The organism is Microbacterium sp. C448 (assembly GCF_000582705.2).
GTDB lineage: Bacteria > Actinomycetota > Actinomycetes > Actinomycetales > Microbacteriaceae > Microbacterium > Microbacterium lacus_A.
In genome coordinates this window covers 1-26620 of the sequence record NZ_HG779631.1, presented here as the reverse complement: position 1 = coordinate 26620, position 26620 = coordinate 1, and the positions used below count along the sequence as shown (strand labels likewise).

Genomic DNA, 26620 nt, shown 5'->3' with positions numbered 1-26620 from the left:
CCACCGAAGGCTCATCGGTGGATCGAGGTTTAGCACTCGTGTGGGCGCTTCCACTCCAGAGCTTCTGGGTCTTTCTCGGATGTTTCCTCGTGCTGTTCGCAGCAACCGGCGTGGGCAACGGGTCCACTTATCGCATGATCCCGAACGTGTTCGCCGCCCGTGGCCTCGCGATCGCGGCCGACGCGTCGACATCCGCGTCCAGGCAGCGCAAGGCCGCGGCGGCCCTCGGTCTCATCTCGGCGATCGGCGCCTACGGCGGGTTCGTGATCCCCCAGATCCTGAACGCCTCGCAACTTGCCACCGGCGCCTATGTCGCCGCGTTCTACGGCTTCGTCGGCGCTTACGTCGTGCTGCTCGCTTTGACCGTCTTCGTATACGTGCTCCCGCGCCGCAGCCTCGCGGGACAGCGAATCTGACCCGCGTGTCCCCCATCGTCCCGCTGCGGGTCGTCCTGATCGGTTTCGGTCCGGTCGGAGCCCGCTTCGCCGAAGAGATCGTGCCCGCCGTCGCGTCGGGCGCAATCGAGCTGACCGTCGTCGGCGCGGAGCCGGGGGCGCCCTACAACCGGGTTCGGATCGCGGAGTTCGCGGTGGGACGCGCCGACCGAGACGATCTCGATCTCCTCGACATCGACGCGCTGACCGCAGCGGGCGTGCTCATCCACGCGAACGTGCACGCCCATCGAATCGACCGGTCCGTTCGGATCGTGGAGCTGGGCGATGGGACCCGACTGCCCTACGACCGCGTGGTGCTGGCGACGGGGGCTCGTGCCCGCGTGCCGCACCTCGACGGACTCGAGCGGGTCCCCTGTCAAACGCCAACCGACGCTGCCGGCGACACTGCCCACTCCTCGGTTCTGGACGGGGGCGGCGCTCTCACGGCGGGGGTACAGGTTCTCCGCGACCTCGATGACGCCAATGCACTGCGAGCGGTCGTTGCGGCGGGCGGACGCGTCGTCGTGCTCGGTGCCGGTGTACTCGGGATCGAACTCGCCCTGATGCTCGCGGGCGCGGCGGCGGTGCCGACCCTCGCGCATTTCGGCCCCGCGCCCATGCCGCGCCAGCTCGACCGCGGCGCGGCCTGGGTCCTGAGCGCTTCACTCGCCGCGGCCGGCGTCCAGGTCGTTCCGCACACACGGGCAGAGGCGATCGTCACGCGTGTCGACGCGGACGGGGTGCGACGGTTTCACGCGCTCGTCAGCTCGGACGGCAGGAGCATCGAAGCCGATGTGCTCGTGCTCTCGTGCGGCGTCGAAGCTCGCACGGACCTTGCGACGGAGGCGGGCCTTCGCGCGGACGCCGGGATTCTGGTGGATCACGGACTGCGCTCGTGGAGCGATCCGAATGTCTACGCGATCGGAGACTGCGCGCACATCGCGGGTCCGGCCACGCACCTGCACGACAAGAGGGTTCCCGGTGGCCCGAGCGGGCTGATCGGGCCCGGTTGGCGTCAAGCGGAATGGTTGGCGCGAGCGTTCGTCTCGGATGTCGACGGAGCGCTCCCGGCGCCATTCGATGACGAGCTCCCGGCGATGGTGGTGCTCAAGAGCGAGGGCGTCGAGCTCGTCTCCGCGGGCGAGATCGCTCCCGAACCGTTCACCCCCGCACCCAGGGGCGAAGTGGCGCCCGGCGTGGCCGTCTGGGCCGACGAAGAGCACGGCGCCTACACGAAGATGGTCACGCGAGACGGCGTCCTGACCGGTTTCGTCAGCGTCGGGATGCCGCGAACGGCCGCGGAGCTGGGAGTCCTCTACGCACGGCGAGCGGAACTGCCCTCCGACCGCTCACTCCTGCTGCGCCTCGATTCCGCGGGCGAGGCGACGCGCTCGATCGCCGGACCCGAGGCGACGGTGTGCGTCTGCAACGCGGTATCGGCCGGCGTAATCGAGGCGGCCATCCTCGACGGGTGCTCAAGCGTCGCCGAAGTCGGTCGGTGCACGCGCGCCGGCACCGGTTGCGGCAGCTGCCGGTCACGCATCGCCGACATGATCGAGGCATCCGGATCGCTCGAAACGGCGCCCGCGTGAGCGCTGCGTCGGCGGCCACGTCGGGCGACGCCTCGCACGAACCGCACGGCACCGACACGCACGAATCGCACGGCACCGACACGCACTGCCCGTACTGCGCCCTGCAGTGCGCCATGCGGCTGGACGGGCCTGTCGGCGGCGACCCCGGCAGCCCAGTGACCGTATCGGGACGGGACTTCCCGACCAACCGCGGCGGTCTGTGCAAAAAGGGCTGGACGTCCGCCGAGCTGCTCACCGTGCCCGGACGGCTCACCTCCCCGCTCCGCCGGGGAACGGATGGCGAGCTGCATCCGATCTCGTGGGATGACGCGCTCGACCAGCTCGCGCACGAGCTCACCCGTATTCGGAACGAACACGGCGCCGACGCGATCGGTGTGTTCGGGGGCGGCGGCCTCACGAACGAGAAGGCGTACCAGCTCGGCAAGTTCGCCCGCATCGCGCTCCGGACGTCGCGCATCGACTACAACGGGCGCTTCTGTATGTCGTCGGCCGCGGCGGCCGCGAATCGTGCGTTCGGGATCGATCGTGGCCTGCCGTTTCCGCTCACCGATCTGGACGCTGCCGACACCGTTCTCCTGCTCGGGTCGAACGTCGGCGACACCATGCCGCCGCTGATGTCGCATCTGCAGGGCGCCCGAGCCGCCGGCGGTTTGATCGTCGTCGACCCGCGCCGCAGCACAACCGCGCGCCTGACCGACGACGGCGCCGGCCTGCACATCCAGCCCGTACCCGGCACCGACCTCGTCCTCCTGCTCGGACTCGCTCACGTCGTGTTGGACGAGCACCTGCACGACGAGACGTACCTGAGCGAGCGCTGCTCGGACATCGCAGGGTTGCGGCGGAGCCTTGCGCCGTGGTGGCCCGAGCGCGTGCAGCAGACGACGGGCGTGCCGGCATCCGTCCTCCGTCATCTGGCGCGACGACTCGCGGCCGGGCGGTCGACGTACATCCTGACCGGACGCGGTGTCGAACAGCACGTCGACGGCACAGATACCGCGACTGCGGCCATCAACCTCGCCCTGCTCCTCGGCCTTCCGGGCGTGCCCGGTCGGGGATATGGAACGCTCACCGGGCAGGGCAACGGCCAGGGCGGCCGCGAACACGGGCAAAAGGCCGATCAGCTGCCGGGGTACCGCAAGATCACCGATCCCGCCGCGCGCGAACACGTCGCTGCGGTATGGGGCGTATCGCCCGACGATCTGCCCGGGCCAGGACTACCCGCCGTCGAACTGCTCCAGTCGGCGGGTACGCAGGGCGGCATTCGTGCACTGCTCGTCCACGGCTCGAACGTCGTCGTCTCGGCGCCCAACGTCGGGAGCGTGCGGCAGGCGCTCGGGCGGCTCGACCTGCTGGTGGTCAGCGACTTCTTCCTCTCCGAGACCGCTCGTGTCGCCGACCTCGTCCTCCCCGTGCTGCAGTGGGCAGAAGAGGAGGGCACGATGACGAACCTCGAGGGGCGCATCCTGCGCCGCCGACGCGCGGTCGATGCTCCCGACGGGTCACGCAGCGAACTCTGGATCATGTCGGAACTGGCACGACGCCTTGCGGCGCCCGGAGTGTGGAGCACCGACCCCGCCGTCGTGTTCGACGAGCTGGCACGCGCCTCGGCCGGCGGCCTGGCCGACTATTCGGGACTCAGCCACGGGATGCTGGACGCGCTGGAGGGGTCGGAAGTCGGCGCTCACTGGCCTTATCCGATCGGGTCACACGGAACCCCTCGGCTCTTCGCGGACCGCTTCGCGACGGATGACGGACGCGCACAGCTCGTCGCCGTGCGCCCTCGACCGGTGCTCGAAGCGGCCACGGGCGATCAGCTGACGCTCGTGACCGGGCGGCTGCTCGAGCACTATCAGAGCGGCACCCAGACCCGCCGGGTGCCCGAACTCCGGGATGCGCACCCCGGCCTGGTCGTGCAGATCCACCCCGTCACGGCTCGAGACCGCGGAATGACGGACGGTGCACGGGTGCGCGTCTCGAACCACCGCGGCTCCGTCGCGGCGACCGTTGCGACGAGCATCGACATCCGGCCTGACACGGTCTTCCTGCCGTTCCACTACGCCGACGGCGAGAGTGCGAACCTGCTCACCAGCGACGCCGTCGATCCGCTGTCGAAGATGCCGGAGTTCAAAACGGCGGTCGTCACCCTCGAACGAGAAGCGACCGTGGCTATCTCAGACTGACCGGTCACTCGCGCGCTCGAAGACGTGCGGCTGGCCGGTTACTTCTGGACGTCGGCGCTGCCTGCGGACGCCTCGGGTGCCTCGGGCTCCTCAGCGCCAGCTTCGGGAGTACCTTCTTCGGAGCTGTCGTCTTCGATCTCCTCGAACAGCCCGGGGGGCGGCGTAACCGTCACACGGCCCGCCGCGACATCCACCTCGGGAACGATCGCCGCGACGAACGGAACCATGATCTCGTTCTCGCCCGCCTTGACGATCAGCAGGTCCTGCGAGGGCAGGTGCTCGACACGGACGATCGTGCCGACGCTCACACCGTCGCGAACGACGTCGAGGCCGACGAGCTGGTGGTCGTACCAGGCGTCCTCTTCGATCGGCTGGGCCGTGGCATCCGCGTCGATCCAGAGAATCGCCTTGACCAAACCCTCGGCGGCATCACGGTCATCGACGCCCTCGAAGAAGGCGACGGGGTGCGTGTTCATCCAGCGGAACTCGCGGACCGTCAGTGTCTTTCGGTGCCAGGCGGATGACTCCGGCACCTGCAGGGTGAACGTCGAACCCGGAGCGAAACGGCCCGCGGGGTCGTCGGTGTACAGCTCGAGCTTGAGCGCACCCTTCAAGCCGTGCGCCTTCACCAGGCGTCCGACTCGGAGTTGCGTCTTCGCGCCCTCGGGCGGCGTGGCCTTCTCGGCCACGTCAGTCGTCCGCGACATCAACGCGAACGCGTCGGCTTCCCGCGAGAGCGCCGATGAGGGTGCGCAGAGCCTTGGCGTTGCGTCCGCCGCGCCCGATCACCCGCCCGCGATCGTCGGGGTGCACGCGCACCTCGAGGACCTCCCCGCGAGGAGAGGTTGCGGACGTGATCCGGACCTCGTCGGGGTGATCGACGATGCCCTTCACCAGGTGTTCGAGTGCGGCGGAAAGCAACGGACTACTCAGCTGCGTTCGCGTCGGCGTCTGCGGGCGCGTCGACCTCGGCCGACTCGTCCGCCTTCGGAGCCTTCTTCTCGGCCTTCGGCACGAGGACGGCCTTCTTGGCGGCATCCGCTTCGAACGGCTTCTTGGGCTCGGCGACACGCACAGTCGAAACCGCGTCCTTGTCACCCTTGAACTTGCCCCAGTCGCCCGTCAGCTTCAGCAGCGCGGCAACCTGCTCGGTCGGCTGGGCGCCGACGCCGAGCCAGTACTGCGCGCGGTCGGAGTCGACCTCGATGAACGAGGGCTCCTCGGTCGGGTGGTACTTGCCGATCTCTTCGATGACGCGGCCATCACGCTTGGTGCGCGAGTCGGCGACGACGATGCGGTAGTACGGCGCGCGGATCTTGCCCATGCGCTTGAGACGAATTTTGACAGCCACGATTCTCCTGAATGTGAATTACGGAAAGACGAACCGATCGCCTGGAGAGTGGGGTGCACACCCGGCGGAAGCTCAAATGGAAGGGCCGGGCGCTGGATAGAGGGTCGAGCGCCCACCCGACCCACCATTCTGCCAGATGACGGGGTGCGTCGCGAACCATCCGGATGTCATGGGCGCCATCCATCCTGCATGTCAGACTGAGCGCATGACTGTGACCTTCGCGTCCTCCGGCCGGTCGACGGTCGGACTCGAGTGGGAGATCATGCTCGCCGACGGTGACTCGGGCGATCTCGTCGGTCGGGCCAGTGAGGTCACGGGACCGGTGGGCGAGGCAACGAAGCATGAGCGCTACACCGTCACCGAGGAGCTGCTCACCAACACCGTCGAGGTGACGAGCGGCATCGGTCGCACTGTCGAAGCTGCCGTGGACGACATCGCCGACGCCATCGCGGCGGTGCGCGAGATCACGAATCCTCTCGGTGTCGAGTTGCTGTGCGCGGGCAGTCATCCGTTCGCGCAGTGGTACGAGCAGAGCGTTACCGACAAGACCCGGTACAACACCCTCATCGAGCGCACCCAGTGGTGGGGACGCAACATGATGATCTGGGGCATCCACGTGCACGTCGGCGTCGACGACGTCGACAAGGTGCTGCCGATCGTCAACGCCCTGGCCGTCTATCTGCCGCACCTGCAGGCACTCTCGGCCTCGAGTCCGTTCTGGGCCGGCGAGCGCACGGGTTACGCGTCCAACCGCTCCCTCGTCTTCCAGCAGTTGCCGACCGCGGGCCTCCCCTGGCCCCTGACGGACTGGGCGGAGTACGAGTCGTACCTCGCGGACATGGTCGGCACCGGCGTCATGGAGGATGCGACAGAGGTGCGGTGGGACATCCGTCCGGCACCCAAGTGGGGCACGATCGAAGTGCGTGCGTGCGACGGGATGTCGACGCTGCCCGAGCTCGCGGCGGTGGCAGCCCTCGTGCAGACGCTCGTCGAGCACTTCTCGCGCGAGCTCGACGCGGGCCGCGACCTGACGATCATCCAGCCGTGGTTCGTCCGCGAGAACAAGTGGCGCGCCGCCCGGTACGGCCTCGACGCGCGGGTGATCGTCGACCGCCAGGGCAGCCAGGTGCCGGTCGCCGACCACATCCGCGAGACGATGGAGCGGCTCGAGACGATTGCCGAAGAGCTGCACTGCGCGCGCGAGTTCGCGGGCGTGGGCGAGATCTTGGCGAGCGGTGCGAGCTACTCGCGCCAGATTCTGGTGGCGGATGCCGCGGGTGGAGACCTACGTGAGGTCGTCAAACACCTCATCCGGGAATTCCGGGCCGGCCCCACTTTGCGCGAGCACCTCGCGAAGCTCGGCGCCTGACGTTCACGCTCCGCTCACGCCCACGGTCCGCCCGCCGAAACACCCCGTTTGCGTCCAGACACCCCTCGACATGGGGTGTTTCGTCGCACGATGGGTGTTTCGGCGTTTATCTCGCGATACAGACCGGCGCGGTCGAGCGCTCAGCCGCGGCCGAAGAGCTTCTGGATCTCGGCGAGGTCCGCCTCGGTCGGCTCCTTCGCCGCAGCGCCCGCGCCGAGGCCGAAGCCCGAACCCGTGGAGGCCTTCGCGACGACTCCGGATGACTCGGCCGCACGCTTCGCCGGGTTACCCGACCGCGACCCACCCTTGGCCTTCGCCTGCTTGCCGCGCTTCGACGACGCGCCGGGGCGCGCGCCCGGCATCGGACCCATGCCGGGAATCTGGGGGGTGCCTCCGCGGGCGACAGTCCTCATCATCTTGGCGGCTTGGTCGAAACGCTGCACGAGCTGATTGACGTCGGTCACCGTCATTCCGGATCCCCGCGCGATGCGCAGACGCCGCGAGCCGTTCAGAACCTTGGGGTTGCGGCGCTCGCCCGGCGTCATCGACCGAATGATGGCCTCGGTGCGGTCGATCTCGCGCTCGTCGAAGTTCTCGAGCTGATCCTTCATCCCGCCCATGCCCGGGAGCATCCCGAGCATCTTCTTCATCGAGCCCATCTTCTTCAGCTGCTGCATCTGCTGAAGGAAGTCCTCGAGGGTGAAGCTGTCGGTCGCGATCTTCTCGGCGACCTTTCGAGCTTCCTCTTCGTCGAAGGCGCCCTGCGCCTGCTCGATGAGGGTGAGGATGTCACCGAGGTCGAGGATGCGCGAGGCCATGCGGTCGGGATGGAATGCCTCGAGGTCGTCGAGCCCCTCTCCCGTGGACGCGAAGATGATCGGGCGGCCGGTGACGGACGCGACGGACAGGGCCGCGCCACCGCGGGAGTCGCCGTCGAGCTTCGACAGCACGACGCCGGTGAAGTCGACGCCCTCCTGGAAGGCCTTGGCGGTGTTGACGGCGTCCTGACCGCTCATCGCGTCGATGACGAACAGGACCTCGTCGGGGTTCGTGCCCCGGCGGATGTCGGCGGCCTGCTTCATCATCTCGGCGTCGACACCCAGGCGTCCGGCCGTGTCGATGATGACGACGTCGTGCTGCTGGCGACGCGCGGTCTCGACACCGTCACGCGCGACCCGCACGGGGTCGCCGACGCCGTTGCCCGGCTCGGGCGCGTAGATCGCGGCGCCCGCCTGGCCGGCGACGACCTGGAGTTGGTTGACGGCGTTCGGACGCTGCAGGTCCGCGGCGACGAGGAGGGGCGTGTGGCCGTCCTTCTCGAGCATCTTCGCGAGCTTGCCCGCGAACGTCGTCTTACCCGAACCCTGCAGGCCCGCGAGCATGATGACGGTCGGCGCGGTCTTGGCGAACTGCAGACGGCGCTGCTGGCCGCCGAGGATCGCGATGAGCTCTTCGTTGACGATCTGGACGACCTGCTGGGCCGGGTTGAGCGCCTTGTTGACCTCGTCGCCGAGCGCGCGCTCGCGGACCTTCGCGGTGAACTCCTTGACGACCACGAGCGCGACATCAGCCTCGAGCAGGGCGCGCCGGATCTCACGAACTGTGCCATCGACATCCGCCGGAGTCAGCTGTCCCTTCTTGCGAAGGTTGCGGAACGTATCGGTAAGCCGATCGGAGAGGGTGCCGAAGGTAGCCATGATGCGTCGAGTTTACGCGAGAGACGAAACGACGCCGGCGTCAGCCGACCTCCACCCCGAGCGCAACGCGCAGCTCGTCCTTCGCACGCTGGTAGCGGCCGCGCGCCGTCGACGCCGGGATGCCGAGCAGGTCCGCCGCATCGACCAAGCTCAGCCCCTCCCAATGCACGAGCCGCACAAGTTCGGCGAGGTCGGAATCCAGCCGGTCGATCGCGTCCCGTACGTCAGCGCCCTCGTCGGAGGGCGGGGCCACCGCATCCGCCCCGGCCCCTCGGATCCGATCGGCCAGCGCCCATCGCCGTCGCTCTCCCCGGGCGTGATTGAGCAGGGTCCCGCGCGCGATACCGAAGAGCCACATCCGCGCGCGCTCCGGTTCGCGCGGAAGATCGACGAGCCGCCGCCACGCGACCACCATCGTCTCGCCGAGCAGATCCGGCGCGTCGTCCGCACCGACCCGACGCTGCAGATACGCCAGCAGATCGTCGGATGCTGCTCTCAGAGCGGCGGTGAGGCGTCGCTCGTCAGAGCGGCTCACTGCCACTGCTCGTCGTCGCAGTGCACCTGGCCCGCCCCCGAAGCGAGGCCGGTTCCCTCGCCGCCGTCGAAGCCGTGCTCCTTCAGCTCACGATCGAGCAGCTCGCCGACTGCCTGGTCGCTGGCAAACCAGTAGTTCAGGTCCGGCAAACGCGGATCGGCGACGACGATGTCGGGATCTGTACGTTGGTCCTCCTCGATCTGCTGGAGATACTCCCCCACCAGGGGAGCCGCTTCCGCCTCGATGTCAGTGTTCGCGAACCACTCGTTGATCACGTGATCCAGCTCGGCCTGCCGCAGAGGGTTCGCTGCGACGTAGTCGCCGAAGCGCAGCTCACACGAGCCCCATGTGGGCGACGTGTACGTATAGCTCCGATCGGGGTCTGACATACCGGACCCCCAATCCCAGACGGAGGATGCCGTGGCCACACCAGCACTGCCGACCAATAGGACAGCCAGGCTCACGCCCAGCGCGATCCGCGGCACACCCCGTCGCACCGGAGCTTGGGCGCGCGCTGCGCTGATCATGGCGCGCACATCTGCGTCGCGAGCAGACGAGACGTGCGGCGCCGAGCGCTGCAGGATGTCGTCGAGCGGATCGCCGGTCATTGTGCCTCCATCGTCGGGGTGCCTTCACTCCGTACGTGTCCGGCAACGCGCCGAACGTCCGTCACCCGACGCGGAAGCTCACGACAGCGAGTGCACGATCCAGCACGTCACCGAGCGAGACCCGACCCGCGCCCTGCCGCGCCCACTCCTCCACGGCCGCCATCAGCGCTCCCCCATACGCCGAACCGATGACCGCGGCACGCAGCTCCTCGACGCCGGCTCCGCGCATCCGTTCCGCCAACACGCGCGCGATGCGCGATTGGCGCACGGATGCTTCACGCTCGAGCTCATCGTCGAGTTCCATTTGGCGGGCGTTGACGAGCGCCAGCGCGAGGCTGTCCGGCGCGAAACCCTGGGCCATCGAAGCGAGCGCAGCGCGCACATCGACATCTACCGCCCCCGCATCCGCGCCCTCGATGGGCTCGAGCTGCGCCCCCAGCTCGGCGATCCGCTCGTCGAAGCCGCCCCACAGCACGTCCGCCTTGGATGGGAAGTAGTTGAAGAAGCTCGACCGGCTCACCCCGGCGCGGCGAGTGATGTCCGAGACGGAGGTGGCGCCATATCCCTGCTCGAGGAACAGCTCGCACGCGGCCTCGGCCAGCACCTCCCGCGACGAAGCGCGCGGGCGACCACGCGGTTCCGACGACATGCGGTCAGGCTACCCGCACCGTTCTGCTCCTCGCTTCCGCTGTCGCAGATCGACGTTCGGGAGGGCACCGACGATCGATCTGTGGCAGCGGAGCGTTTTGGGGCGACGGAATCCGGCAGCGAGGTATTGTTGGACGCGATCCATAAATTGATCCCACCGACGAGGGAGCTCGCGTGCTCGAAGTGCAGACGGTCGGCCTAGCGCCCGACTACGTCCCCTATCTCGAGGGATGGGAGTTGCAACGCCGTGTCCACGCCGACGTGGTCTCCGCAGCTCGCCCCGACACGATGTTGCTGCTCGAACACGAGGCCGTCTACACGGCGGGCAAGCGCACCGAGGCGCACGAACGCCCGAACGACGGCACGCCCGTCATCGATGTGGACAGAGGCGGCAAGATCACCTGGCACGGACCCGGACAACTCGTCGGCTACCCGATCGTCCGTCTGCACGAGCCCATCGACGTGGTCGCGCACGTCCGGCGCCTCGAAGGAATCCTGATCGATGCCCTCCGCACCCACGGTGTCGACGGGTACCGCGTCGAGGGCCGAAGCGGCGTCTGGGTGCGACGTCCCCTGTCCGAAGACAAGGTCGCCGCCATCGGTGTCCGCGTGCAGCGCGGCGTGACCATGCACGGTTTCGCAATCAACTGCGACAACTCTCTCGCGGCGTTCCGCGCGATCGTCCCGTGCGGGATCACGGATGCCGGGGTCACGACGGTCAGCGAGGTGGTGGGAGCGGATGTCTCACCCCGCGACATCCTCGACACCATCAGCGCGGCGTTCCAGAACGAGTACATGGGAGTCGCCGCGTGAGCGGGTGCGGACCGGCCTGCGGGTCGGGCTCGCACACGCACGGCGCGAGCTCGACGCCCGCGACCGCGCCGAACGGCCGCAAGATGCTCCGGCTCGAGATCCGCAACGCCGAGACCCCCATCGAGCGCAAGCCCGAGTGGATCAAGACGAAGGCGAAGATGGGCCCCGAATACACTGCCCTGCACTCCCTCGTGAAGGACGAGGGTCTGCACACGGTCTGCCAAGAGGCGGGGTGCCCGAACATCTTCGAGTGCTGGGAAGACCGCGAGGCCACGTTCCTGATCGGCGGTTCGCAGTGCACGCGGCGCTGCGACTTCTGCCAGATCGACACGGGCAAGCCCGCAGACTACGACATGGACGAGCCGCGGCGCGTCGCCGAAAGCGTCACGCAGATGCAGCTCCGTTACGCGACCGTCACGGCCGTCGCCCGCGATGATCTGCCCGACGAGGGCGCGTGGTTGCACGCCGAGACGGTCCGGCGCATCCATGACGCCAACCCCAACACGGGCGTCGAGATCCTCGCGGTGGACTTCTCGGGTCGCTCTGACCTGTTGAACGTCGTCTTCGATGCGCGCCCCGAGGTTTTCGCCCACAACGTCGAGACCGTGCCGCGCATCTTCAAGCGCATCCGTCCGGCGTTCCGCTACGAGCGCTCGCTCGACGTCCTCACGCAGGCGCACGACGCCGGCCTCATCACCAAGTCGAACCTGATTCTCGGGATGGGCGAGGAGCCCGAAGAGGTCGTCCAGGCACTGCAGGACCTGCACGATGCCGGCACCGACATCATCACGATCACCCAGTACCTGCGGCCCACGCCGCGGCACCTGCCGGTGGCGCGTTGGGTCAAGCCGGCAGAATTCGTCGAGTTCAAGGAAGAGGCCGAGAGGATCGGATTCCTCGGCGTGCTGGCGGGTCCGCTCGTGCGGTCGTCGTACCGCGCCGGGCGCCTCTGGGCGCAGTCGATGCGATCGAAGGGGCTCGAGATTCCCGCGCACCTGTCGCATATCGCCGAGGCCGCCGACCTGGGGTTCGCGCAGGCGGTCTGAGGCGCGCCCGATCCCCGCTCGGGAGGAAATCTCCACTTCGGAGGATCACGACGCGCCGCAGCATCCTCCGAACCGGAGATCTCCTCCGTTAGCGCGTGACAGCGCTACTCGGCGCTGGTGACCGACTGCACGTCGCCGTCGCTGCTCATGTTGACCAGCAGCACGTCGTCGGTCGCATCCGGGTCGAGCGCGTACTCGAGAACGGCGAACGGGTCGCCGCTGCCCATCTCGTCGGCGAGGATCGTCATGCTCATCAGCTGCAGGGATCGGATGACGTCGACGGCGATGTCGCCCGAGATGTCGGTGAGCATGCCCTCGATGTCATCGCCCAGGGTTTCCTGCTGCTGAATGATGTACTCGGTCACCTCGCTCGTTCGGTCGTCGAAGAGCGACAGCATCGCGTCGCGCGCCCGGCGGTCGACCTCCTCGATCGACGACACGAGGGTCGCTGCCATGTCCAGCGCCGCGGACGAGACATCGTCCTGATCGGGCGCGGTGAGATCGACCGTCACCGACTGGTCTCCCAGCTCGATGTTCTCGGACCAGAAGATCGATCCATCCGGTCCGGACTCGAGTACTCCGAAAAAGTCGTGCTCGATCGCCATTCCCCCATGTAACCAGCCGAATGCCGTACACGGTAGCCCGACGCGGCGCGGCGCCACTTACGAGGCGAACCGAGATCTGTGCGGCCGCTGTCGGCGCGCGTTCAGCCGCTTCAGTCGACGAGCGCGGACGCGAAGACGTGCGGGGTGAAACCCGTCAGGTCCCCGATGCTTTCGCCCTGACCCAGGAGTTTGACGGGGATGCCGGTGCGCTCCTGTACCGCGAGCACGAAGCCCCCGCGGGCCGATCCGTCGAGCTTCGTCAGCACGAGCCCGGTGACCCCCGCGTGCTCGAGGAAGACCTGCGCCTGCATCACGCCGTTCTGACCGGTCGTCGCGTCGAGCACGAGCAGCACCTCGCTGATCGGGGCCTGCTTCTCGATGACGCGCTTGATCTTGCCGAGCTCGTCCATGAGCCCGCCCTTGGTGTGGAGGCGCCCGGCGGTGTCGATCAGAACGATCTCGGTGCCGGTGCGTTGCGCGTACTCGATCGTCTGATACGCGACGGATGCGGGATCCTGACCCTCTTGCTGCGGCCGCACGATCGCCGCACCACCGCGCTCGGCCCAGGTCGCGAGCTGGTCGACGGCGGCGGCACGGAAGGTGTCGGCCGCACCGACGACGACCGAGCGGCCGTAGCGCTGCAGGAACTTCGCGAACTTGCCGATCGTGGTCGTCTTGCCCACGCCGTTGACGCCGACGACCAGAACGACGGCGGGCCGTTCGGTGAGATTCAGCGTGGTGTCGAACTTCGCGAAGTGCTCTTCGAGCGTTTCGCGCAGCATACGCTGCAGGTCCTTCGGGTCGGTCGTGCGATAACGTTCGACCTTCGCCCGCAGTTCGTCGACGATGCGCTCGGTGATGTCCGGGCCGAAGTCGGCCTGGATCAAGGCCGTCTCGAGGTCCTCCCACGTGGTCTCGTCGATCGTGGGCTTGACGAACATGCCGCGCAGGGCACGACCGAGCGACCAGGAACTTTCCGCCATCCGTCCAGCCTACGCGGAGGCGCGCTCGGACGTTCGATCGCCGACGCGCTGCCCGACGACAGCCGAGACCCCGTCTTGGCGCATCGAAACGCCATAGAGGGCGTCCGCGATCTCCATGGTCCGTTTCTGGTGAGTGATGACGATCAGCTGGCTGCTCTCGCGCAGCTGCTCGAACACACTCAGCAGGCGACCGAGGTTGGCATCGTCGAGCGCTGCCTCGACCTCGTCGAGGATGTAGAACGGGCTCGGGCGCGCCTTGAAGATCGCCACGAGCAGGGCGACGGCCGCGAGCGAGCGCTCTCCGCCCGACAGCAGCGAGAGACGCTCGATCTTCTTGCCCGCCGGGCGCACCGACACCTCGATGCCCGTCGTGAGCATGTTGTCGGGGTCGGTCAGCGAGATGCTTCCCGTTCCGCCGGGGAACAGCACGGGAAAGACCTCAGCGAAAGCCGCCTTCGTATCGTCGAATGCCGCGGCGAAGATCGTCTGCATCCGCTCGTCCAGGTCGCCGATGATCGTCATCAGGTCCTTGCGCGTCTGCGTCAGATCGCCGAGCTGCTCGACCAGGAATGCGTGCCGCTGCTCGAGAGCCGCGAACTCCTCCAGCGCGAGGGGATTCACCCGGCCGAGCTGAGCAAGCGTGCGCTCGGCCTGCTGCAGACGCCTCTGCTGACGCGAGCGGTCGAAGGGTTCGGATGAGTCTTTGCCGGCCTCGGGGGTGGGTACCTCACGATCCGGACCATATTCCTCGATAAGAATATCTTCCTCGAGGCCAAGCTCCGATCGCGCGCGGTCGAGGAGCCCGGACACATGCAGGCGCTTTTCATGAATGCGCAGTTCGAGCGAATGCACACCCTCCGTCAGGGCCGCGAGGCGCTCACGCAGCTGCACGTCCTGCTCGCGAAGGGTCGCCAATTCGACGTTCTGCTCGGTGCGCTCACGCTCGGCATTGGCCAGATCCATGCCGGCCTGCGCGACGGATCGCTCCACCGCATCGAGCACGTGCGGCACCCGCGCGATCACCCCGGCGGCAGCCTCGCGCTGAGCGCGTCGGATGACGGCCCGACGGGCAGCTTCTTCGGCGGCGGCGCGCTCGCTCTCGCGACGCCGTTCGAGCGAAACGACCCGCGCCTCCTGCGCACGCACGCGCTCGCGCAGCGTCTCGACCTCGAGTCGGGCGCGCATCTCGGACTCACGCGCCGCCTCGACCTCACCGAGCACGCCCTCCCGCGCCGACGCATCGAGGATCGGCCGCGGTGCTTCGAGCGCGGTGTCACGTTCACGCGCGGTGCGGTGTGCCGCGGCCTCCGCTTCGCTGACGGCGGACTCAGCCTGAACCAGACCCGCCTCGAGGCGTTCGCACTCGGCTACCGCGGCCTCGTGCTGCACCGTCACACGGTTGACGTGCTCGGCCCGCGCGGCGAGGGCGGCGTCGTACGCCCGCATCTCGTGTAGCGCGGCCGCGGCCTTCTGCCGTGAATCGGCGAGGCCGGCCTTCGCGTCGGCCGATGCTTCGCGGAGCGAATCGACGATCACGGTCAGCTCGCTCAACCGATCAGCCGCGGCATCCCGTTCGGCTACCAAAGCGAGGCGCGACGGCGACCCACCGCTCCCCCCGCGCAACAGATACGCGGTCGCGACCTCGCCCGCGAGTGTGACGACCGTGAGGGGTGTGCCGCTCGCGGCCTCTTGCAGGCGCGGCCACGCGGCGCGTGCTGCATCGAGATCATCGGCGATGGCGACATGCGCGAGCAGGCCCAAAACTCCGCTCGGCGCGGTCACGACGTCGAGGGCGGGAACGATGCCGTCGAGGGTCGGGAAACTCGTGGATGCCGAGCCGTCTGCGTCGCCCACGACGACCTCCACAGACCCGAGCTGAGCGCGCTCGGCCTCGGCGAGGGCGCCGAACGCCTCGTCACGCGAATCCACGACCAATCCTTCGGCCACAGACCCGAGAACCGCAGCAACGGCGGCCTCGTACCCCGGACGCACCTGCATGCCGTCCGCGACGAGGCCCCGCACACCGGCGAGTCCCCGTTCGATCAGGGCCGAGGCGCCATTGCGCACGTCGAGCGCGCGGGTGAGCGCGGCCGTCTGCGCGGTCAAGGCACCGGCCTCACGCTCGGCCTCGTGCAGGCGGTCGCGAATACCCGCGAGCTCGGCATCCGCGTCGGCAACAGCACGCTGGGCATGGTCGTACGCGGCGGGATGGTCGACGTCTCCGGCTGGCTGCGGCAGAGGTTCGAGGCCGTCGAGCGCCTCGGCAGCGGCCGCGCGCCGGGCGAGGGCCGCATCGAGCGCGTTCTGCTGGCGGAGCACCGCCCCGCGAACGGCCGCCAGAGCGGATGCCGCGGCATCCGCCGACCCGCGAAGCGCCGTGATGCGCATCTCATGCTCGGAGACAAGAGCACTCTGTGCGGCGATATCGGTGTCGAGAGCATCGAGTTCGGCGCGGGCGTGCGCAACGGCACGACCAGCATCCGTTGCGATCTCGGCCGCGGCGTCCACGGCGTCGCGCAGTTCGATGATCTCCGCGCGCGCCTCGTCGATGTCCGCCTGCGAAACGCTCGAACCGATCTCGGTCTGCTCATCGGCCGATCCCAGCAGCGCGATGCGCTGATTCGCGAGCGTGAACAATCCACGCAACCGCTCGCGGACCCGTTCGAGTTCGAACAACACGCTGCGGGCCGCGTCGACCGCATCCGATCCCCGACGCTCGGTCTCGAGCACCTCGACACGCTTGCGGACGTCGTCCGCGCGTTCCTGCAGCACCAGTCGCTCGGAGTGGCGTTCATGCTCACTGCGCACATGTGCCGCGAGTTCGTTGCGCAACCCCACCAGTTCGTCGGCGACCAAGCGGGCCTTGGCGTCACGCACGACGGCCGCGATCGTCTGGGCTTCACGCGCGATCTCGGCCTGACGACCCAGCGGCTTCAACTGCCGTCGGATCTCCCCGGCGAGGTCGCTCAGTCGCGTGAGATTCGCCTCCATCGCCTCGAGCTTGCGGAGGGTCTTCTCCTTGCGGCGGCGATGCTTCAGGATGCCCGCGGCTTCTTCGATGAAGCCTCGCCGATCTTCGGGGCTCGCCTGCAGCACCGTGTCGAGCCGGCCCTGACCGACGATCACGTGCATCTCCCGCCCGAGGCCCGAGTCGCTCAGCAGCTCTTGCACATCGAGCAGTCGGCAGGTGTCGCCGTTGATCGCGTACTCGCTCGCACCGTTGCGGAACAGCGTGCGGCTGATCGTGACCTCGGAGTACTCGATCGGCAGCGCACCATCCGCGTTGTCGATTGTGAGCTGCACCTCGGCGCGACCGAGAGGGCCGCGCGTCGACGTACCGGCGAAGATGACGTCGTCCATCTTGCCGCCGCGGAGCGTCTTCGCGCCCTGCTCGCCCATCACCCAGGCGAGGGCGTCGACCACGTTGGATTTTCCGGATCCGTTGGGGCCGACGATCGCCGTCACGCCCGTCTCGAACGCGAACGTCGTGGGTTGGGCGAACGACTTGAACCCCTTGAGCGTCACGCTCTTCAGGTGCATGAATTCAGCCTCCGACCCAGCATTACAGTGCGGTTCAGGCTACCCGAGGCGGGGCGTGCCTCCCGTCAGGCAACGCCCGGGCGTCCACGATTTCTGTGAATCGGCTTGACGCGGCGACCGGGTCCGCGCTAGCGTCGCTTCTCGCGTCAGAGGTTTGAAAGGAGGTCACCATGTTGATGAACTGCACACGCACCCGCATTACCGCCACTCGCTCCGCTCTCGGAGGAGTCGTCGCGTTCCCCCTGGTGACCGTTTCCCTCGGCGCCTTCTCGGGACACCGCGCCCACACCGGCAGCTGACCCGCGCGTAGGAGAACTCTGCCCGTCGCCGGGCTCGTTCCTCACGCGTGCGCGGTCCGCCCAGCGGCTCGCCCGCATTCCCTCCCGCCCGACCGGCCCTCTCGGCGCACTTTCGCGCGTAGCCGGCGACGGGATCCGGAAGCCTCCCTCCGGCTTCCCTCGATTCACCCACTTCTCTCTTCCCATCCGAGGAACCACCATGAATACGCAGCTGAAGCAGCCGCACCTGTCCCACCCGCCCGAACCGCTCGCGCTCCTCGCGCCGACCACCAACCGCGTCGCCGGAGCATCCTGGCTCGATCGCGCCGCGATGCGCGTCGGCCTGTGGCTCGTGCTCTGGGGCTCACGCCCCGTGTCGAACGCCGAGGCGCTCGCGCGTCACCGGCACCGCGCCTTCCTTGCCCAGGAGCGGGCGCAGCGCGAGGCCGAGGCGGCCCTGGCAACCCGCTTGTGGATGCACGGCGCCTGATCCGACGCCGTGCATCCGCACCCCTGCATCCGAACATCTGACGAAAGAGAAACCTGATGAGCAAGACCCTCGCCGGTATCGAATACCGGCCGCTGGTCATCCCCGAGAGTGTGGATGCCGATGGCGCGGCGGACTTCCGCGCCATGACCGAGGTGAGAAACGCGGTCTACCGGCATATCTCGGGTCACGACGATCAATCCCTCTCACCCGCCGAACTGCTGCCCAGCTACCGGCCCGAACCGTACGAGATCCGCATGATGTGGCTGGTTCTCGACCGCGGACGTCCGGTTGGGCGAGTCGGTCTCGACCTCCCCGTCGAGACCGACTCGCGCGTCGCATATATGTTCATCGAGCTGCTTCCGGATGTCTGGGGTCGGGGCATCGGCACCGAAGCGCTCGCGCTGATCGAACGGGTGGCGCGCGAGAACAAGCGCACGATCCTGCAGTCGTGGGCGGAGCACCCTGACCGCCCTGGTCCCAGGCTCGAGCCTCCGACCGGCTTCGGCAGCATTCCCGCGGAGGACCCCGGCGCGCGATTCTTCGTGCGGCACGGATTCACGCTCGAGCAGATCGAGCGCAACAGCGCACTCGACCTACGGGCGACGCGGGACAACGTCGACCGCCTTCTCGCGGAGGCCACTGCGGCAACCGAGGGCTATCGAGTCGTGTCATGGAATGCCCCCACTCCCCCGGAATTCGCCGACGGCTACGCGTGGATGAAGTCGCGCATGGTGACGGATGCCCCGTCCGCGGCGATCGAGTACGACGAAGAGAAGTGGGATGCGACACGCGTCGCGATCCATGACGCACGTGCGATCGATGCGGGCCGCCTGCTGCACGTCACGGCGGCGCAGCACATCCAGACGGGTGAGCTGTGTGCGTTCAACGAGCTGGCGATCGGGCCGGACCGCACCGCCGCATCCCATCAGGAGGACACGCTCGTGCTGAGCGAGCACCGCGGCCACCGCCTCGGCATGCTCGTGAAGTGCGCGGGCCTTCGGGCGTGGCGGGACATCGCACCCGAGTCGCCCCGCGTGATCACGTACAACGCCGAGGAGAATCGCCCGATGCTCGACATCAACGAGGCCATCGGCTTCGCGCCGATCGCCTATGAGGGTGCGTGGAAGAAGGTGCTGGGCGCCTGACCTCCGACATCCGTCCCTCACTCCACCGCGACTTCGCCGAAACACCCCTGGTGCGCCGAGACACCCCCTGGCACGGGGTGTTTGGCCGCGGAGGGGGTGTTTCGGCGCCAAGAAAGGCTGCAGCGCGGCGCACGGTGAACGAGGGTCAGGGTCGCGGCGACGGGAGGCGCTGGCAGCGCGGACAGAAGTGGCTCGAACGATTCATGAAGGATGCGCGCACGATCGGCCGCCCGCACCTCTCGCACGGCTGACCCGTGCGGCCGTACGCCCGCAGACTGTGCGCGAAGTAGCCGGCCTGGCCGTTGACGTTGACGTACTGCGCGTCGAAGCTCGTGCCACCCTCGGCCAGCGCGCGGTTCAGCACCGCCCGCACCTCCGTGAGCAATCGTCCGGCGGCGCGCGACGAAAGCGTACGAGCGGGAGTCTCGGGATGGATGCGTGCCGCCCAGAGCGCCTCGTCGGCGTAAATGTTCCCGATGCCACTCGCCAGGGTCTGATCAAGCAACACGCGCTTGATCGCCGAGTCCTTCCGGGACAGCGCCTGCACAAACGCTCGGTCGCGGAATGCGGGGTCGAGCGGGTCACGACCGATGTGCGAGACCTGACTCGGCAGAAGCGGATCCGGTGTGCCCCATCCGGCCGCCTCGCCATCCGCGGTCGGCACGAGGTGGTCGATCGCGAGCGATCCGAACGTGCGTTGATCGGCGAATACGACATCGAGGGGCCCGTGGTCGGCGTGCTCGATCGACAGGCGGATGCGTTCGTGACGTTCGATCGATGCGCCGTCTGCGCGCAGCAGCATCTGTCCGCTCATCCCGAGGTGGACGAGAATCGCCTCGGGCACATCGGATAGATTCTCGCCGTCCGTACTATCGGCATCAAGAGGCAACCAGAGGAATTTGCCGCGCCGTGCCGCTCCGGTGATGCTGCGCCCTCGCAGGCGGGCCTCGAAATCGAGCGGCCCTCCCGTGTGCCGGGTCAGAGCGCGAGGGTCCCGTGCGTCGACAGCGACGATGCGGGCACCGGTCACAGCAGGGGAAAGCCCGGCGCGAACGACCTCGACCTCGGGAAGCTCAGGCACTCGCGGAGATGTCGTCGCTCTCGACGTCTCGCGTCGTGATGTCCCGCCAGGCCGCGAGTGCAGCAGCCATCTCGGCGGACTTCTTGCTGGAACCGACGCCCTGCGCCGCGGTGGCGCCGACCCGCACCGTGGCGGTGAAGATGCGGTTGTGATCGGGACCCGCCGCCTGAACCGAGTACGCGGGCGGCGACTCCTGTCGGCGAGCAGCCAGTTCCTGCAGGCTCGTCTTCGGATCCATCGCGGCCCCGTAGCGCTCGGGGTCACCGAGCAGGGGTTCCATCAAACGCAGCACGAGGTCGGTCGCGGCTTCCGCTCCGGCCGACAGGTACGTCGCTCCGATGATCGCTTCCGTGGTGTCGGCGAGGATCGAGTCCTTGTCGCGTCCACCGGTCTGCTCTTCACCCCGCCCGAGAAGGACGTGGCGGCCCAGGTCGATGTGGCGCGCGGCCTCGGCGAGAGCAACCGTCGAAACGAGGCTCGCCCGGCGCTTCGCCAGAGATCCCTCGTCGAGCTCAGGATGCCGCGTGAACAACATCACCGTCACGGCCTGACCGAGGATCGAGTCCCCGAGAAACTCGAGGCGCTCGTTGTGCGGCGTGCCACCGTTCTCATACGCGTACGAGCGGTGGGTCAGCGCAAGCGTCAGCAAACCGGGGTCAATGACGACCCCGAGGCGCTGGACAAGAGCGCGTCTCCCCCCCGGAAGCACTGCCACGGCTACAGCGAGCCGATCAGACGTCGGCGACCTTGCGGCCCTTGTACTCGAGGAACAGTTCGGTTCCCTGCGAGTCGGTGACCACCTTGGCCTGGTGGGGACGGCTGTAGACGACCTTGCCGTTCTCGATGGTCTTGACGAGCGCGATGGGCTCGGCCTTCCACTGCGCGCGGCGCGAACGGGTGTTGGAGCGCGAAACCTTGCGCTTCGGGGGGTTACCTGCCATGGCTCTATCTCTTTCGTTCGAGTCTTAGGGGTTCTGGTCCGGCTCGCGGGCGCTCGCTGAAGCGTCGTCCTGGGCCAGTTGCCTGAGCGCCGACCAGCGTGGATCGAGGTCGGAACTCAAAGAAGTACTATCCGTATCGGCCAGTCGCTCGCCCGTTACCGGGTCCAACCCGGGGCAATCCGGCTGGCATACCGGCTGAAACGGAAGCGACAGAATGACCGCATCCCTGACAAGAGTTTCAAGATCCACGTGATCGTCTTGAACCTCGAAGTCAGATGTTTCCTGTCCAGGGTACGCGAAAAGCTCTTGGAATTCGACTTCGAGGGGCGCGGCGATGTCGATCAGGCAGCGGCCGCAGATCCCGACGTACTCCCCGTGCGCCTCTCCGGTGACCAGAATGCCCTCGTGGACGGACTCGAGCCTCACATCCACGTCGATCGCGCCGCCCTGCTCGAGGTGGACGAGGCCTTCGCCCCATCGCTCGGCGAGGGTCACCTCGAAGTCGTGCTCGCGCATCTCGCCCGGACGGCGCTCGATGTCGCGGACGTTGATGGCGAATGGTCCTGGCCTGCGGTTTCTCACGGGGGACCATGCTACCCGCGGTGCGCTGCGTCGGGGTCAGCCGACCCGCGCGCCCGGCCTGCCAGCACGCGAGGGGGCTCTAGCCGGCGCTGGTTCCCGTGGCGAGGAATCGCGCGACGGGCGCCGGTACGTAGGGCGAGACATCCCCGCCCAGCCCCGCAACCTGACGCACGAGCGAACTCGACACGAGAGCGTGGGACGGATCGGGCAGGAGAAAGACGGTCTCCACGTGCGCGAGGTGACGATTCACGATCGCCATGGGCGTTTCGTAGACGACGTCGATCTGCGAACGGATGCCTTTCACGAGCACTCCCGCACCCACATCGGTGGCGTAGTCGACCAGGAGGCCCATGCTCCACGACGCGACGATGATCTCACCGTCGATCCCGCTCTCGGCGATCGACTGCTCGAGCAACTCCAGACGGTGGGCGATGGGGAGCATCGCTTCTTTGTCGGGGTTGTGCACGACGAGGACGTGCAGCGAGTCGTACAGCGATGCAGCGCGACGGATGACATCGAGATGGCCGAGGGTCGGCGGGTCGAACGAACCCGGAACGACCGCGATCCTGTTGTTCACTCGGCCAGCCTATCCGCGCTCACCGCACGTGACCGAGCAGCGTTACGTCCGACGGCGCTTCTCGGCATACTTTCGATCAGTTGCGCGCCATCGCCGCGCGGTCCTCGACGTCCAGACGACGATCGATGGCACGAGCGAGCCCGGTATGGGCGCTCAGGTCCGGATCGTCGCGAAGAATCCCCTCGGCTTCAGCGCGCGCTTCGGCGATGAGCGGAGCATCCGTCACAACGCGCAGCAACCGTAGCGACGAGCGAGCGCCCGATTGGATGTCTCCCAGCACATCGCCTTCACCCCGCAGCTCGAGGTCGACCTCGGCGAGTTCGAAGCCGTCGAGTGTGCGCGCCACGGCCTCGACGCGGGCGCGAGCGGGCGTTCCGCCCGGCGCCTCGGTGACGAGCAGACACAGGCCGGGGACGCCTCCGCGGCCGACACGGCCCCGCAGCTGGTGCAGTTGCGAGACACCGAAACGGTCGGCCTCGAGGATGATCATGGTCGAGGCATTGGGAACGTCGACGCCGACCTCGATCACGGTGGTCGCGACGAGCACGTCGATCTGGCCGTCGGCGAAGGCCCGCATCGTCGCATCCTTCTCATCCCCGGGCATGCGCCCGTGCAGAATCGAAACGCGCAGGTCGGCGAAGTCGGCGCGAGCGGCGAGCATCCGATCCACCTGCACCACCCCCCAACGCTCTCGCGCCGACTCCCCCGCGACGGGTGGAGCCTCGACGGTGTCGTCGGTCGCCGCCTTGCCCGTGGCCTCGACATCGATCGCGGGGCAGACGACGAAGACCTGATGCCCCTTCGACACCTCTTCTGCGGCGCGCTGCCAGACACGCTCGAACCAGGCCGGGCGCTCCCCGACCGGCGCAACGAAGGTTTCGATGCCGGCGCGGCCGGCGGGCATGGTTCGGATGGTCGACACGTCCAGGTCGCCGAAGACGGTCATCGCGACGGTGCGCGGAATCGGCGTCGCCGTCAGGACGAGGGCGTGCGGGCTGGAGCCCTTCGCGCGCAATGTCTCACGCTGCTCGACGCCGAAGCGGTGCTGCTCATCGACCACGACGAGGCCGAGGTCGGCGAAAGTGGTCGTGTCACTCAGGAGCGCGTGTGTTCCGATCACGATCAGGGCCTGCCCCGACGCGACACGGAGCGCTGCGCGGCGCCGATCCGCGGCACCCTGCTGACCCGTGAGCAGGGTCGGCATGAGTTCCGGAGCCAGATCGGGTCCCAGCATCCGGGCGATCGAGCGCACGTGCTGCCCGGCGAGCACCTCCGTCGGAGCGATCAGCGCGGATTGTCCGCCGGACTCCGCCACCTGCAGCATCGCGCGCAGGGCAACGAGAGTTTTGCCCGACCCCACCTCACCCTGGACGAGCCGGTTCATCGGCCACGCGCCGACCAGGTCGGCCGCGATCCGTTCACCGACGTCGTCCTGGTCGGGTGTCCGCGAGAACGGCAGCGCCGCGTCGAAGCGCTCGAGGTAGCCGCCCTCCTGTGCCGGGCGCGGGCGAGCCGACAGGGCGCGGACCGCGGCACGCTGCTGGAGGAGCGCCGTCTGCAGTACGAGGGCCTCGTGCATCCGCAGCGTTTCGTGGGCGATGTAAACGTCGGTATCGGACGCCGGGCGATGGATCTTCTCGAGGGCATCCCGCGCCGGCACCAGACCCTTGCGCGAACGCAGCGCAGCGGGGATCGGATCGTCCACCTCACCGAGGGCGTCGAGCACGATCGCGATGATCTTGCCCAGCTGCCAGCTCGCGATCGTCGACGTGGCGGGATAGATCGGGATCGGCAGGTTCGCATATTCCTGGGCGCTGCGACGTGCGGTTTCTTCGTCGTCGAAGAGCTCGTAGTCGGGGTGTGCGAGCTGTTTGGTCTCGCGGTACTCGCCGACCTTGCCCGCGAAGATCCCCCGCCGGCCCGCGTGGAGCTCTTTCAGACGCCACGTCTGGTTGAAGAACGTGAGCGTGAGGCGACCCTGCCCGTCGCTGATGACGACCTCGAGAATCGACCCTTTGCGTGCCTGCATACGACGTTCGCCCGCGCTGACGACCTCGGCGACGATCGTGACCTGCTCCCCCACCGGCAGATCGCGGATCGGCGTCAGCTCACCCCTCTGGGCGTAACGCCGGGGATAGTGGGCGAGCAGGTCGCCGACCGTTCGCATGCCAAATGCTCGCTCGAGGGCCGCGGAGGTCTTGCCACCCACGACGCCCTCGAGTCGGGTTTCGAGAACCACCGACGACATGCCACGACTCTAGTTCGCGGGTGGGACGTCGCTGTGCCCGGCGTGTGCGTCATCGGTGCGCGCGGTTTGTAGGGTGAGGGGATGACCCGGATCATCGCCGGCGACGCCCGCGGCATCCGGCTCGCCGTCCCCGCTCGCGGCACACGTCCCACGAGCGACCGCGTGCGCGAGTCGCTCTTCGCCGGGATGGAGTCGGCGGGTGCGCTGGACGACGCGCGCGTCCTGGACCTGTACGCGGGTTCCGGCGCGCTGGGCCTCGAGGCCCTGTCTCGGGGTGCCGCATCCGTCGACCTGGTTGAGTTGTCTCGCCCGGCCGCGGCGATCGCGCGCGAAAATATCGGCCGGGTCGAGCGATCCCTCGGTCGTACGGGGCTCGGACGCGTGCACACGATCGCGGCGGATGCGTACTTGCGCGGCCCCGTCGGCCCCTTCGATCTCGTGTTTCTCGACCCGCCCTACGAGCTCGGAGAATCGGAGTTGACCGCAACCCTCTCGCTCCTCGCGCCGCATCTGGCGGAGGACGGCCTGGTCGTCGTCGAACGTTCGCGGCACTCACCCGAGCCAGGATGGCCAGCGGGTCTGGCACTCGCGCGCGAACGCACCTACGGCGACACGGTCATCTGGCAGGCACACTGACGGGACACGCCCACGTCCGGCTCAGCCAATTCCGGCGTCCCAGTCCCGGTACGGGTCCCAACCGCGGGGTGCTCGGGGCTCACCATCCAGCAGCAACGGATGCGCACCCGCCGCTGTGACGTCGCCGATCACGCGGAATCCCTCCGGCAGGTCCGAGCCGCGGGCGAAGGTCGCGAGCAGCGCATGGTCCTCGCCGCCATCGATGGCCCAGCGCGGATCGCCGCCGACCTCAGCAATGCGAAGCGCGAGCGTCACCCCGGATGCTTCCGCCAGGCGCGTCGCGTCGAGAGCGAGTCCGTCCGACACATCCATCATGGCGGTGGCACCGGCATCCGCCGCCGCCACGCCCTGTCCGATCGGGGGCGACGGGCGCAGCTGGGCGTCGAGCGCCTCGAGCTCGGCCGCGTTGAGCGTCGCCCGGTCGACGGCGACAGGGCCCGAGCTATCCGTGAATCGCGAAAACAACAGATCGATCCCGCGCGCTGCCACACCGGCTGCCCCAGCCAATGCGACGACGTCCCCCGGGCGTGCGCCCGAGCGGAGCACCGGTGCGCGGCCCTCGAGCGATCCGAGAGCCGTCACGGCGATCGTCAGCGTGGACGAGATGGTCAGGTCACCGCCGATCACCGCGCAGCCGGGCGCGAGCGAGCTGCAGCACGCGGCAAGTCCCTCCGCGAGAGCGCGCACGAACGACAGGCGGGTGTCGGCGGGCATCGCTAGCGCGACGAGCAAGCCGGTCGGGCGTGCCCCCATCGCCGCGACGTCGGCGAGGTTCACCGCGGCTGCTTTCCACCCGAGATCGGTGCCCGACGACCAGGCCAGCCGAAAGTCCGGGCCGTGCACGAGCGTGTCGGTCGTCGCCACAACACGACCGTCCGGAACGCGTAGGACGGCAGCGTCATCGCCGGGCCCTACCTCGGCCCCCTCGGCCATGCCGACGCTGTCGAGAATGACGCGCAGGATGGTGGACTCGGCGAGGTCCCCCACCCGCGGATCGTCCAGTTCGGTCATCCACGTCTCCTCTGTATGCCGTCTGAGACAGACTTTGCCTGCTCCGACGGTGCCGGCCACCAGCCGCGCCTGCCACCGAACGCGCGGTTTCGCCGACCTCTACCCACGGTAGTCCGTTCACAATTCAGTCTCGCCGCGGGCAGCAGCCCGGCGCACAGCCGGAACCACCGGGGGCCCAAGGCTGCGGCTCGTCCGTGGAGACTGAATTGTGAACGCTGAGGTGGAAGCAC

The 26620-nt window shown here is 68.3% G+C and carries 26 protein-coding genes and 1 pseudogene; 10 read left to right on the top strand and 17 right to left on the bottom strand.

Annotated elements, in window-relative coordinates:
* From MIC448_RS05060 to MIC448_RS05050, 3 genes and pseudogenes are all read left to right on the top strand, one after another.
* Positions 1 to 416: pseudogene (locus MIC448_RS05060) on the top strand (MFS transporter); the annotation flags it as partial.
* Between the two features lie 5 nt (positions 417 to 421).
* Positions 422 to 2026, top strand: a complete 1605-nt coding sequence (locus MIC448_RS05055) for an FAD-dependent oxidoreductase (RefSeq protein ID WP_051513171.1) — start codon at positions 422 to 424, stop codon at positions 2024 to 2026.
* Positions 2023 to 4206 carry a molybdopterin oxidoreductase family protein gene (locus MIC448_RS05050; protein ID WP_269800298.1) on the top strand — a complete coding sequence of 728 codons (2184 nt, stop codon included), beginning with the start codon at positions 2023 to 2025 and terminating at the stop codon, positions 4204 to 4206. Before MIC448_RS05055 ends, MIC448_RS05050 begins: the two co-directional genes overlap by 4 nt.
* Before the next feature lie 38 nt (positions 4207 to 4244).
* Here MIC448_RS05050 and rimM read toward each other — a convergent pair whose 3' ends face one another.
* The 3 genes from rimM to rpsP are packed head-to-tail and all read right to left on the bottom strand — an operon-like array spanning position 4245 to position 5557.
* Complete coding sequence (gene rimM / locus MIC448_RS05045; RefSeq protein WP_051513169.1) at positions 4245 to 4913, bottom strand: ribosome maturation factor RimM; 669 nt, start codon at positions 4911 to 4913, stop codon at positions 4245 to 4247.
* Entirely contained in the window at positions 4897 to 5127 is a 231-nt protein-coding gene (locus MIC448_RS05040; protein ID WP_036296939.1) for an RNA-binding protein, read from the bottom strand. Before MIC448_RS05040 ends, rimM begins: the two co-directional genes overlap by 17 nt.
* A 4-nt stretch (positions 5128 to 5131) precedes the next feature.
* Positions 5132 to 5557, bottom strand: a complete 426-nt coding sequence (rpsP, locus tag MIC448_RS05035) for a 30S ribosomal protein S16 (protein WP_036296936.1) — start codon at positions 5555 to 5557, stop codon at positions 5132 to 5134.
* A 205-nt stretch (positions 5558 to 5762) separates the two neighbouring features.
* On the opposite strand from rpsP, the gene MIC448_RS05030 reads away from it, so the two are divergent.
* Entirely contained in the window at positions 5763 to 6926 is a 1164-nt protein-coding gene (locus MIC448_RS05030; protein ID WP_036296933.1) for a glutamate--cysteine ligase, read from the top strand.
* A 140-nt stretch (positions 6927 to 7066) separates the two neighbouring features.
* Here MIC448_RS05030 and ffh read toward each other — a convergent pair whose 3' ends face one another.
* The 4 genes from ffh to MIC448_RS05010 all read right to left on the bottom strand — a co-directional run bounded on the left by ffh (position 7067) and on the right by MIC448_RS05010 (position 10415).
* Positions 7067 to 8623, bottom strand: coding sequence for a signal recognition particle protein (gene ffh / locus MIC448_RS05025; protein WP_036296930.1), 1557 nt, complete (start codon positions 8621 to 8623; stop codon positions 7067 to 7069).
* Between the two features lie 40 nt (positions 8624 to 8663).
* Complete coding sequence (locus MIC448_RS05020) at positions 8664 to 9158, bottom strand: RNA polymerase sigma factor (RefSeq protein WP_036296927.1); 495 nt, start codon at positions 9156 to 9158, stop codon at positions 8664 to 8666.
* Positions 9155 to 9766 carry a hypothetical protein gene (locus MIC448_RS05015; protein WP_036296924.1) on the bottom strand — a complete coding sequence of 204 codons (612 nt, stop codon included), beginning with the start codon at positions 9764 to 9766 and terminating at the stop codon, positions 9155 to 9157. The genes MIC448_RS05020 and MIC448_RS05015 overlap by 4 nt, the downstream gene beginning before the upstream one ends.
* A 61-nt stretch (positions 9767 to 9827) precedes the next feature.
* The gene (locus MIC448_RS05010; protein WP_036296921.1) at positions 9828 to 10415 is read right to left on the bottom strand and encodes a TetR/AcrR family transcriptional regulator; all 588 of its coding nucleotides are present in this window, start codon (positions 10413 to 10415) and stop codon (positions 9828 to 9830) included.
* Between the two features lie 173 nt (positions 10416 to 10588).
* On the opposite strand from MIC448_RS05010, the gene lipB reads away from it, so the two are divergent.
* Positions 10589 to 11227: a lipoyl(octanoyl) transferase LipB gene (gene lipB, locus MIC448_RS05005; RefSeq protein ID WP_036296918.1), complete on the top strand. Its 639-nt coding sequence runs from the start codon at positions 10589 to 10591 to the stop codon at positions 11225 to 11227.
* Between the two features lie 83 nt (positions 11228 to 11310).
* Complete coding sequence (gene lipA / locus MIC448_RS05000) at positions 11311 to 12273, top strand: lipoyl synthase (RefSeq protein ID WP_036296949.1); 963 nt, start codon at positions 11311 to 11313, stop codon at positions 12271 to 12273.
* Positions 12274 to 12377: 104 nt separating this feature from the next.
* On the opposite strand, the gene MIC448_RS04995 is transcribed toward lipA, so the two are convergent.
* The 3 genes from MIC448_RS04995 to smc form a co-directional block, all read right to left on the bottom strand.
* Complete coding sequence (locus tag MIC448_RS04995) at positions 12378 to 12878, bottom strand: DUF2004 domain-containing protein (protein WP_036296915.1); 501 nt, start codon at positions 12876 to 12878, stop codon at positions 12378 to 12380.
* A 110-nt stretch (positions 12879 to 12988) separates the two neighbouring features.
* Positions 12989 to 13861, bottom strand: coding sequence for a signal recognition particle-docking protein FtsY (gene ftsY / locus MIC448_RS04990; RefSeq protein WP_036296912.1), 873 nt, complete (start codon positions 13859 to 13861; stop codon positions 12989 to 12991).
* 9 nt (positions 13862 to 13870) lie between these two features.
* A complete protein-coding gene (gene smc / locus MIC448_RS04985) occupies positions 13871 to 17401 on the bottom strand; it encodes a chromosome segregation protein SMC (RefSeq protein WP_036296909.1) in 3531 nt (1176 codons plus the stop codon).
* A 170-nt stretch (positions 17402 to 17571) separates the two neighbouring features.
* Here smc and MIC448_RS16555 point away from each other — a divergent pair, with 170 nt between their 5' ends.
* The 3 genes from MIC448_RS16555 (at position 17572) to MIC448_RS04975 (ending at position 19314) form a co-directional block, all read left to right on the top strand.
* Entirely contained in the window at positions 17572 to 17700 is a 129-nt protein-coding gene (locus MIC448_RS16555) for a hypothetical protein (RefSeq protein ID WP_279380979.1), read from the top strand.
* Positions 17701 to 17899: 199 nt separating this feature from the next.
* A complete protein-coding gene (locus tag MIC448_RS04980) occupies positions 17900 to 18169 on the top strand; it encodes a hypothetical protein (protein WP_036296908.1) in 270 nt (89 codons plus the stop codon).
* A 56-nt stretch (positions 18170 to 18225) separates the two neighbouring features.
* On the top strand, positions 18226 to 19314 hold the full coding sequence (locus tag MIC448_RS04975; RefSeq protein WP_036296906.1) for a GNAT family N-acetyltransferase: 1089 nt from the start codon (positions 18226 to 18228) through the stop codon (positions 19312 to 19314).
* 145 nt (positions 19315 to 19459) lie between these two features.
* Here MIC448_RS04975 and mutM read toward each other — a convergent pair whose 3' ends face one another.
* The 6 genes from mutM to MIC448_RS04945 form a co-directional block, all read right to left on the bottom strand.
* Positions 19460 to 20395 (bottom strand): bifunctional DNA-formamidopyrimidine glycosylase/DNA-(apurinic or apyrimidinic site) lyase, encoded by a 936-nt coding sequence (gene mutM / locus MIC448_RS04970; RefSeq protein WP_036296903.1) that lies wholly within the window; start codon positions 20393 to 20395, stop codon positions 19460 to 19462.
* Complete coding sequence (gene rnc / locus MIC448_RS04965) at positions 20388 to 21110, bottom strand: ribonuclease III (protein WP_051513166.1); 723 nt, start codon at positions 21108 to 21110, stop codon at positions 20388 to 20390. Before rnc ends, mutM begins: the two co-directional genes overlap by 8 nt.
* A gap of 16 nt (positions 21111 to 21126) precedes the next feature.
* Positions 21127 to 21336 (bottom strand): 50S ribosomal protein L32, encoded by a 210-nt coding sequence (rpmF, locus tag MIC448_RS04960; protein ID WP_036296900.1) that lies wholly within the window; start codon positions 21334 to 21336, stop codon positions 21127 to 21129.
* Between the two features lie 24 nt (positions 21337 to 21360).
* Positions 21361 to 21852, bottom strand: coding sequence for a DUF177 domain-containing protein (locus MIC448_RS04955; protein WP_051513164.1), 492 nt, complete (start codon positions 21850 to 21852; stop codon positions 21361 to 21363).
* A gap of 145 nt (positions 21853 to 21997) precedes the next feature.
* Positions 21998 to 22495 carry a pantetheine-phosphate adenylyltransferase gene (gene coaD / locus MIC448_RS04950; protein WP_036296894.1) on the bottom strand — a complete coding sequence of 166 codons (498 nt, stop codon included), beginning with the start codon at positions 22493 to 22495 and terminating at the stop codon, positions 21998 to 22000.
* Positions 22496 to 22571: 76 nt separating this feature from the next.
* Positions 22572 to 24743, bottom strand: a complete 2172-nt coding sequence (locus tag MIC448_RS04945; RefSeq protein WP_036296891.1) for an ATP-dependent DNA helicase RecG — start codon at positions 24741 to 24743, stop codon at positions 22572 to 22574.
* Positions 24744 to 24824: 81 nt separating this feature from the next.
* Between MIC448_RS04945 and rsmD the strand changes: the two genes are divergently transcribed.
* The gene (rsmD, locus tag MIC448_RS04940) at positions 24825 to 25379 is read left to right on the top strand and encodes a 16S rRNA (guanine(966)-N(2))-methyltransferase RsmD (RefSeq protein WP_036296888.1); all 555 of its coding nucleotides are present in this window, start codon (positions 24825 to 24827) and stop codon (positions 25377 to 25379) included.
* Positions 25380 to 25400: 21 nt separating this feature from the next.
* Here the strand turns inward: rsmD and thiL are convergent, their stop codons facing one another.
* Positions 25401 to 26390 carry a thiamine-phosphate kinase gene (gene thiL, locus MIC448_RS04935; RefSeq protein WP_036296886.1) on the bottom strand — a complete coding sequence of 330 codons (990 nt, stop codon included), beginning with the start codon at positions 26388 to 26390 and terminating at the stop codon, positions 25401 to 25403.
* Positions 26391 to 26620: the final 230 nt, after the last annotated feature.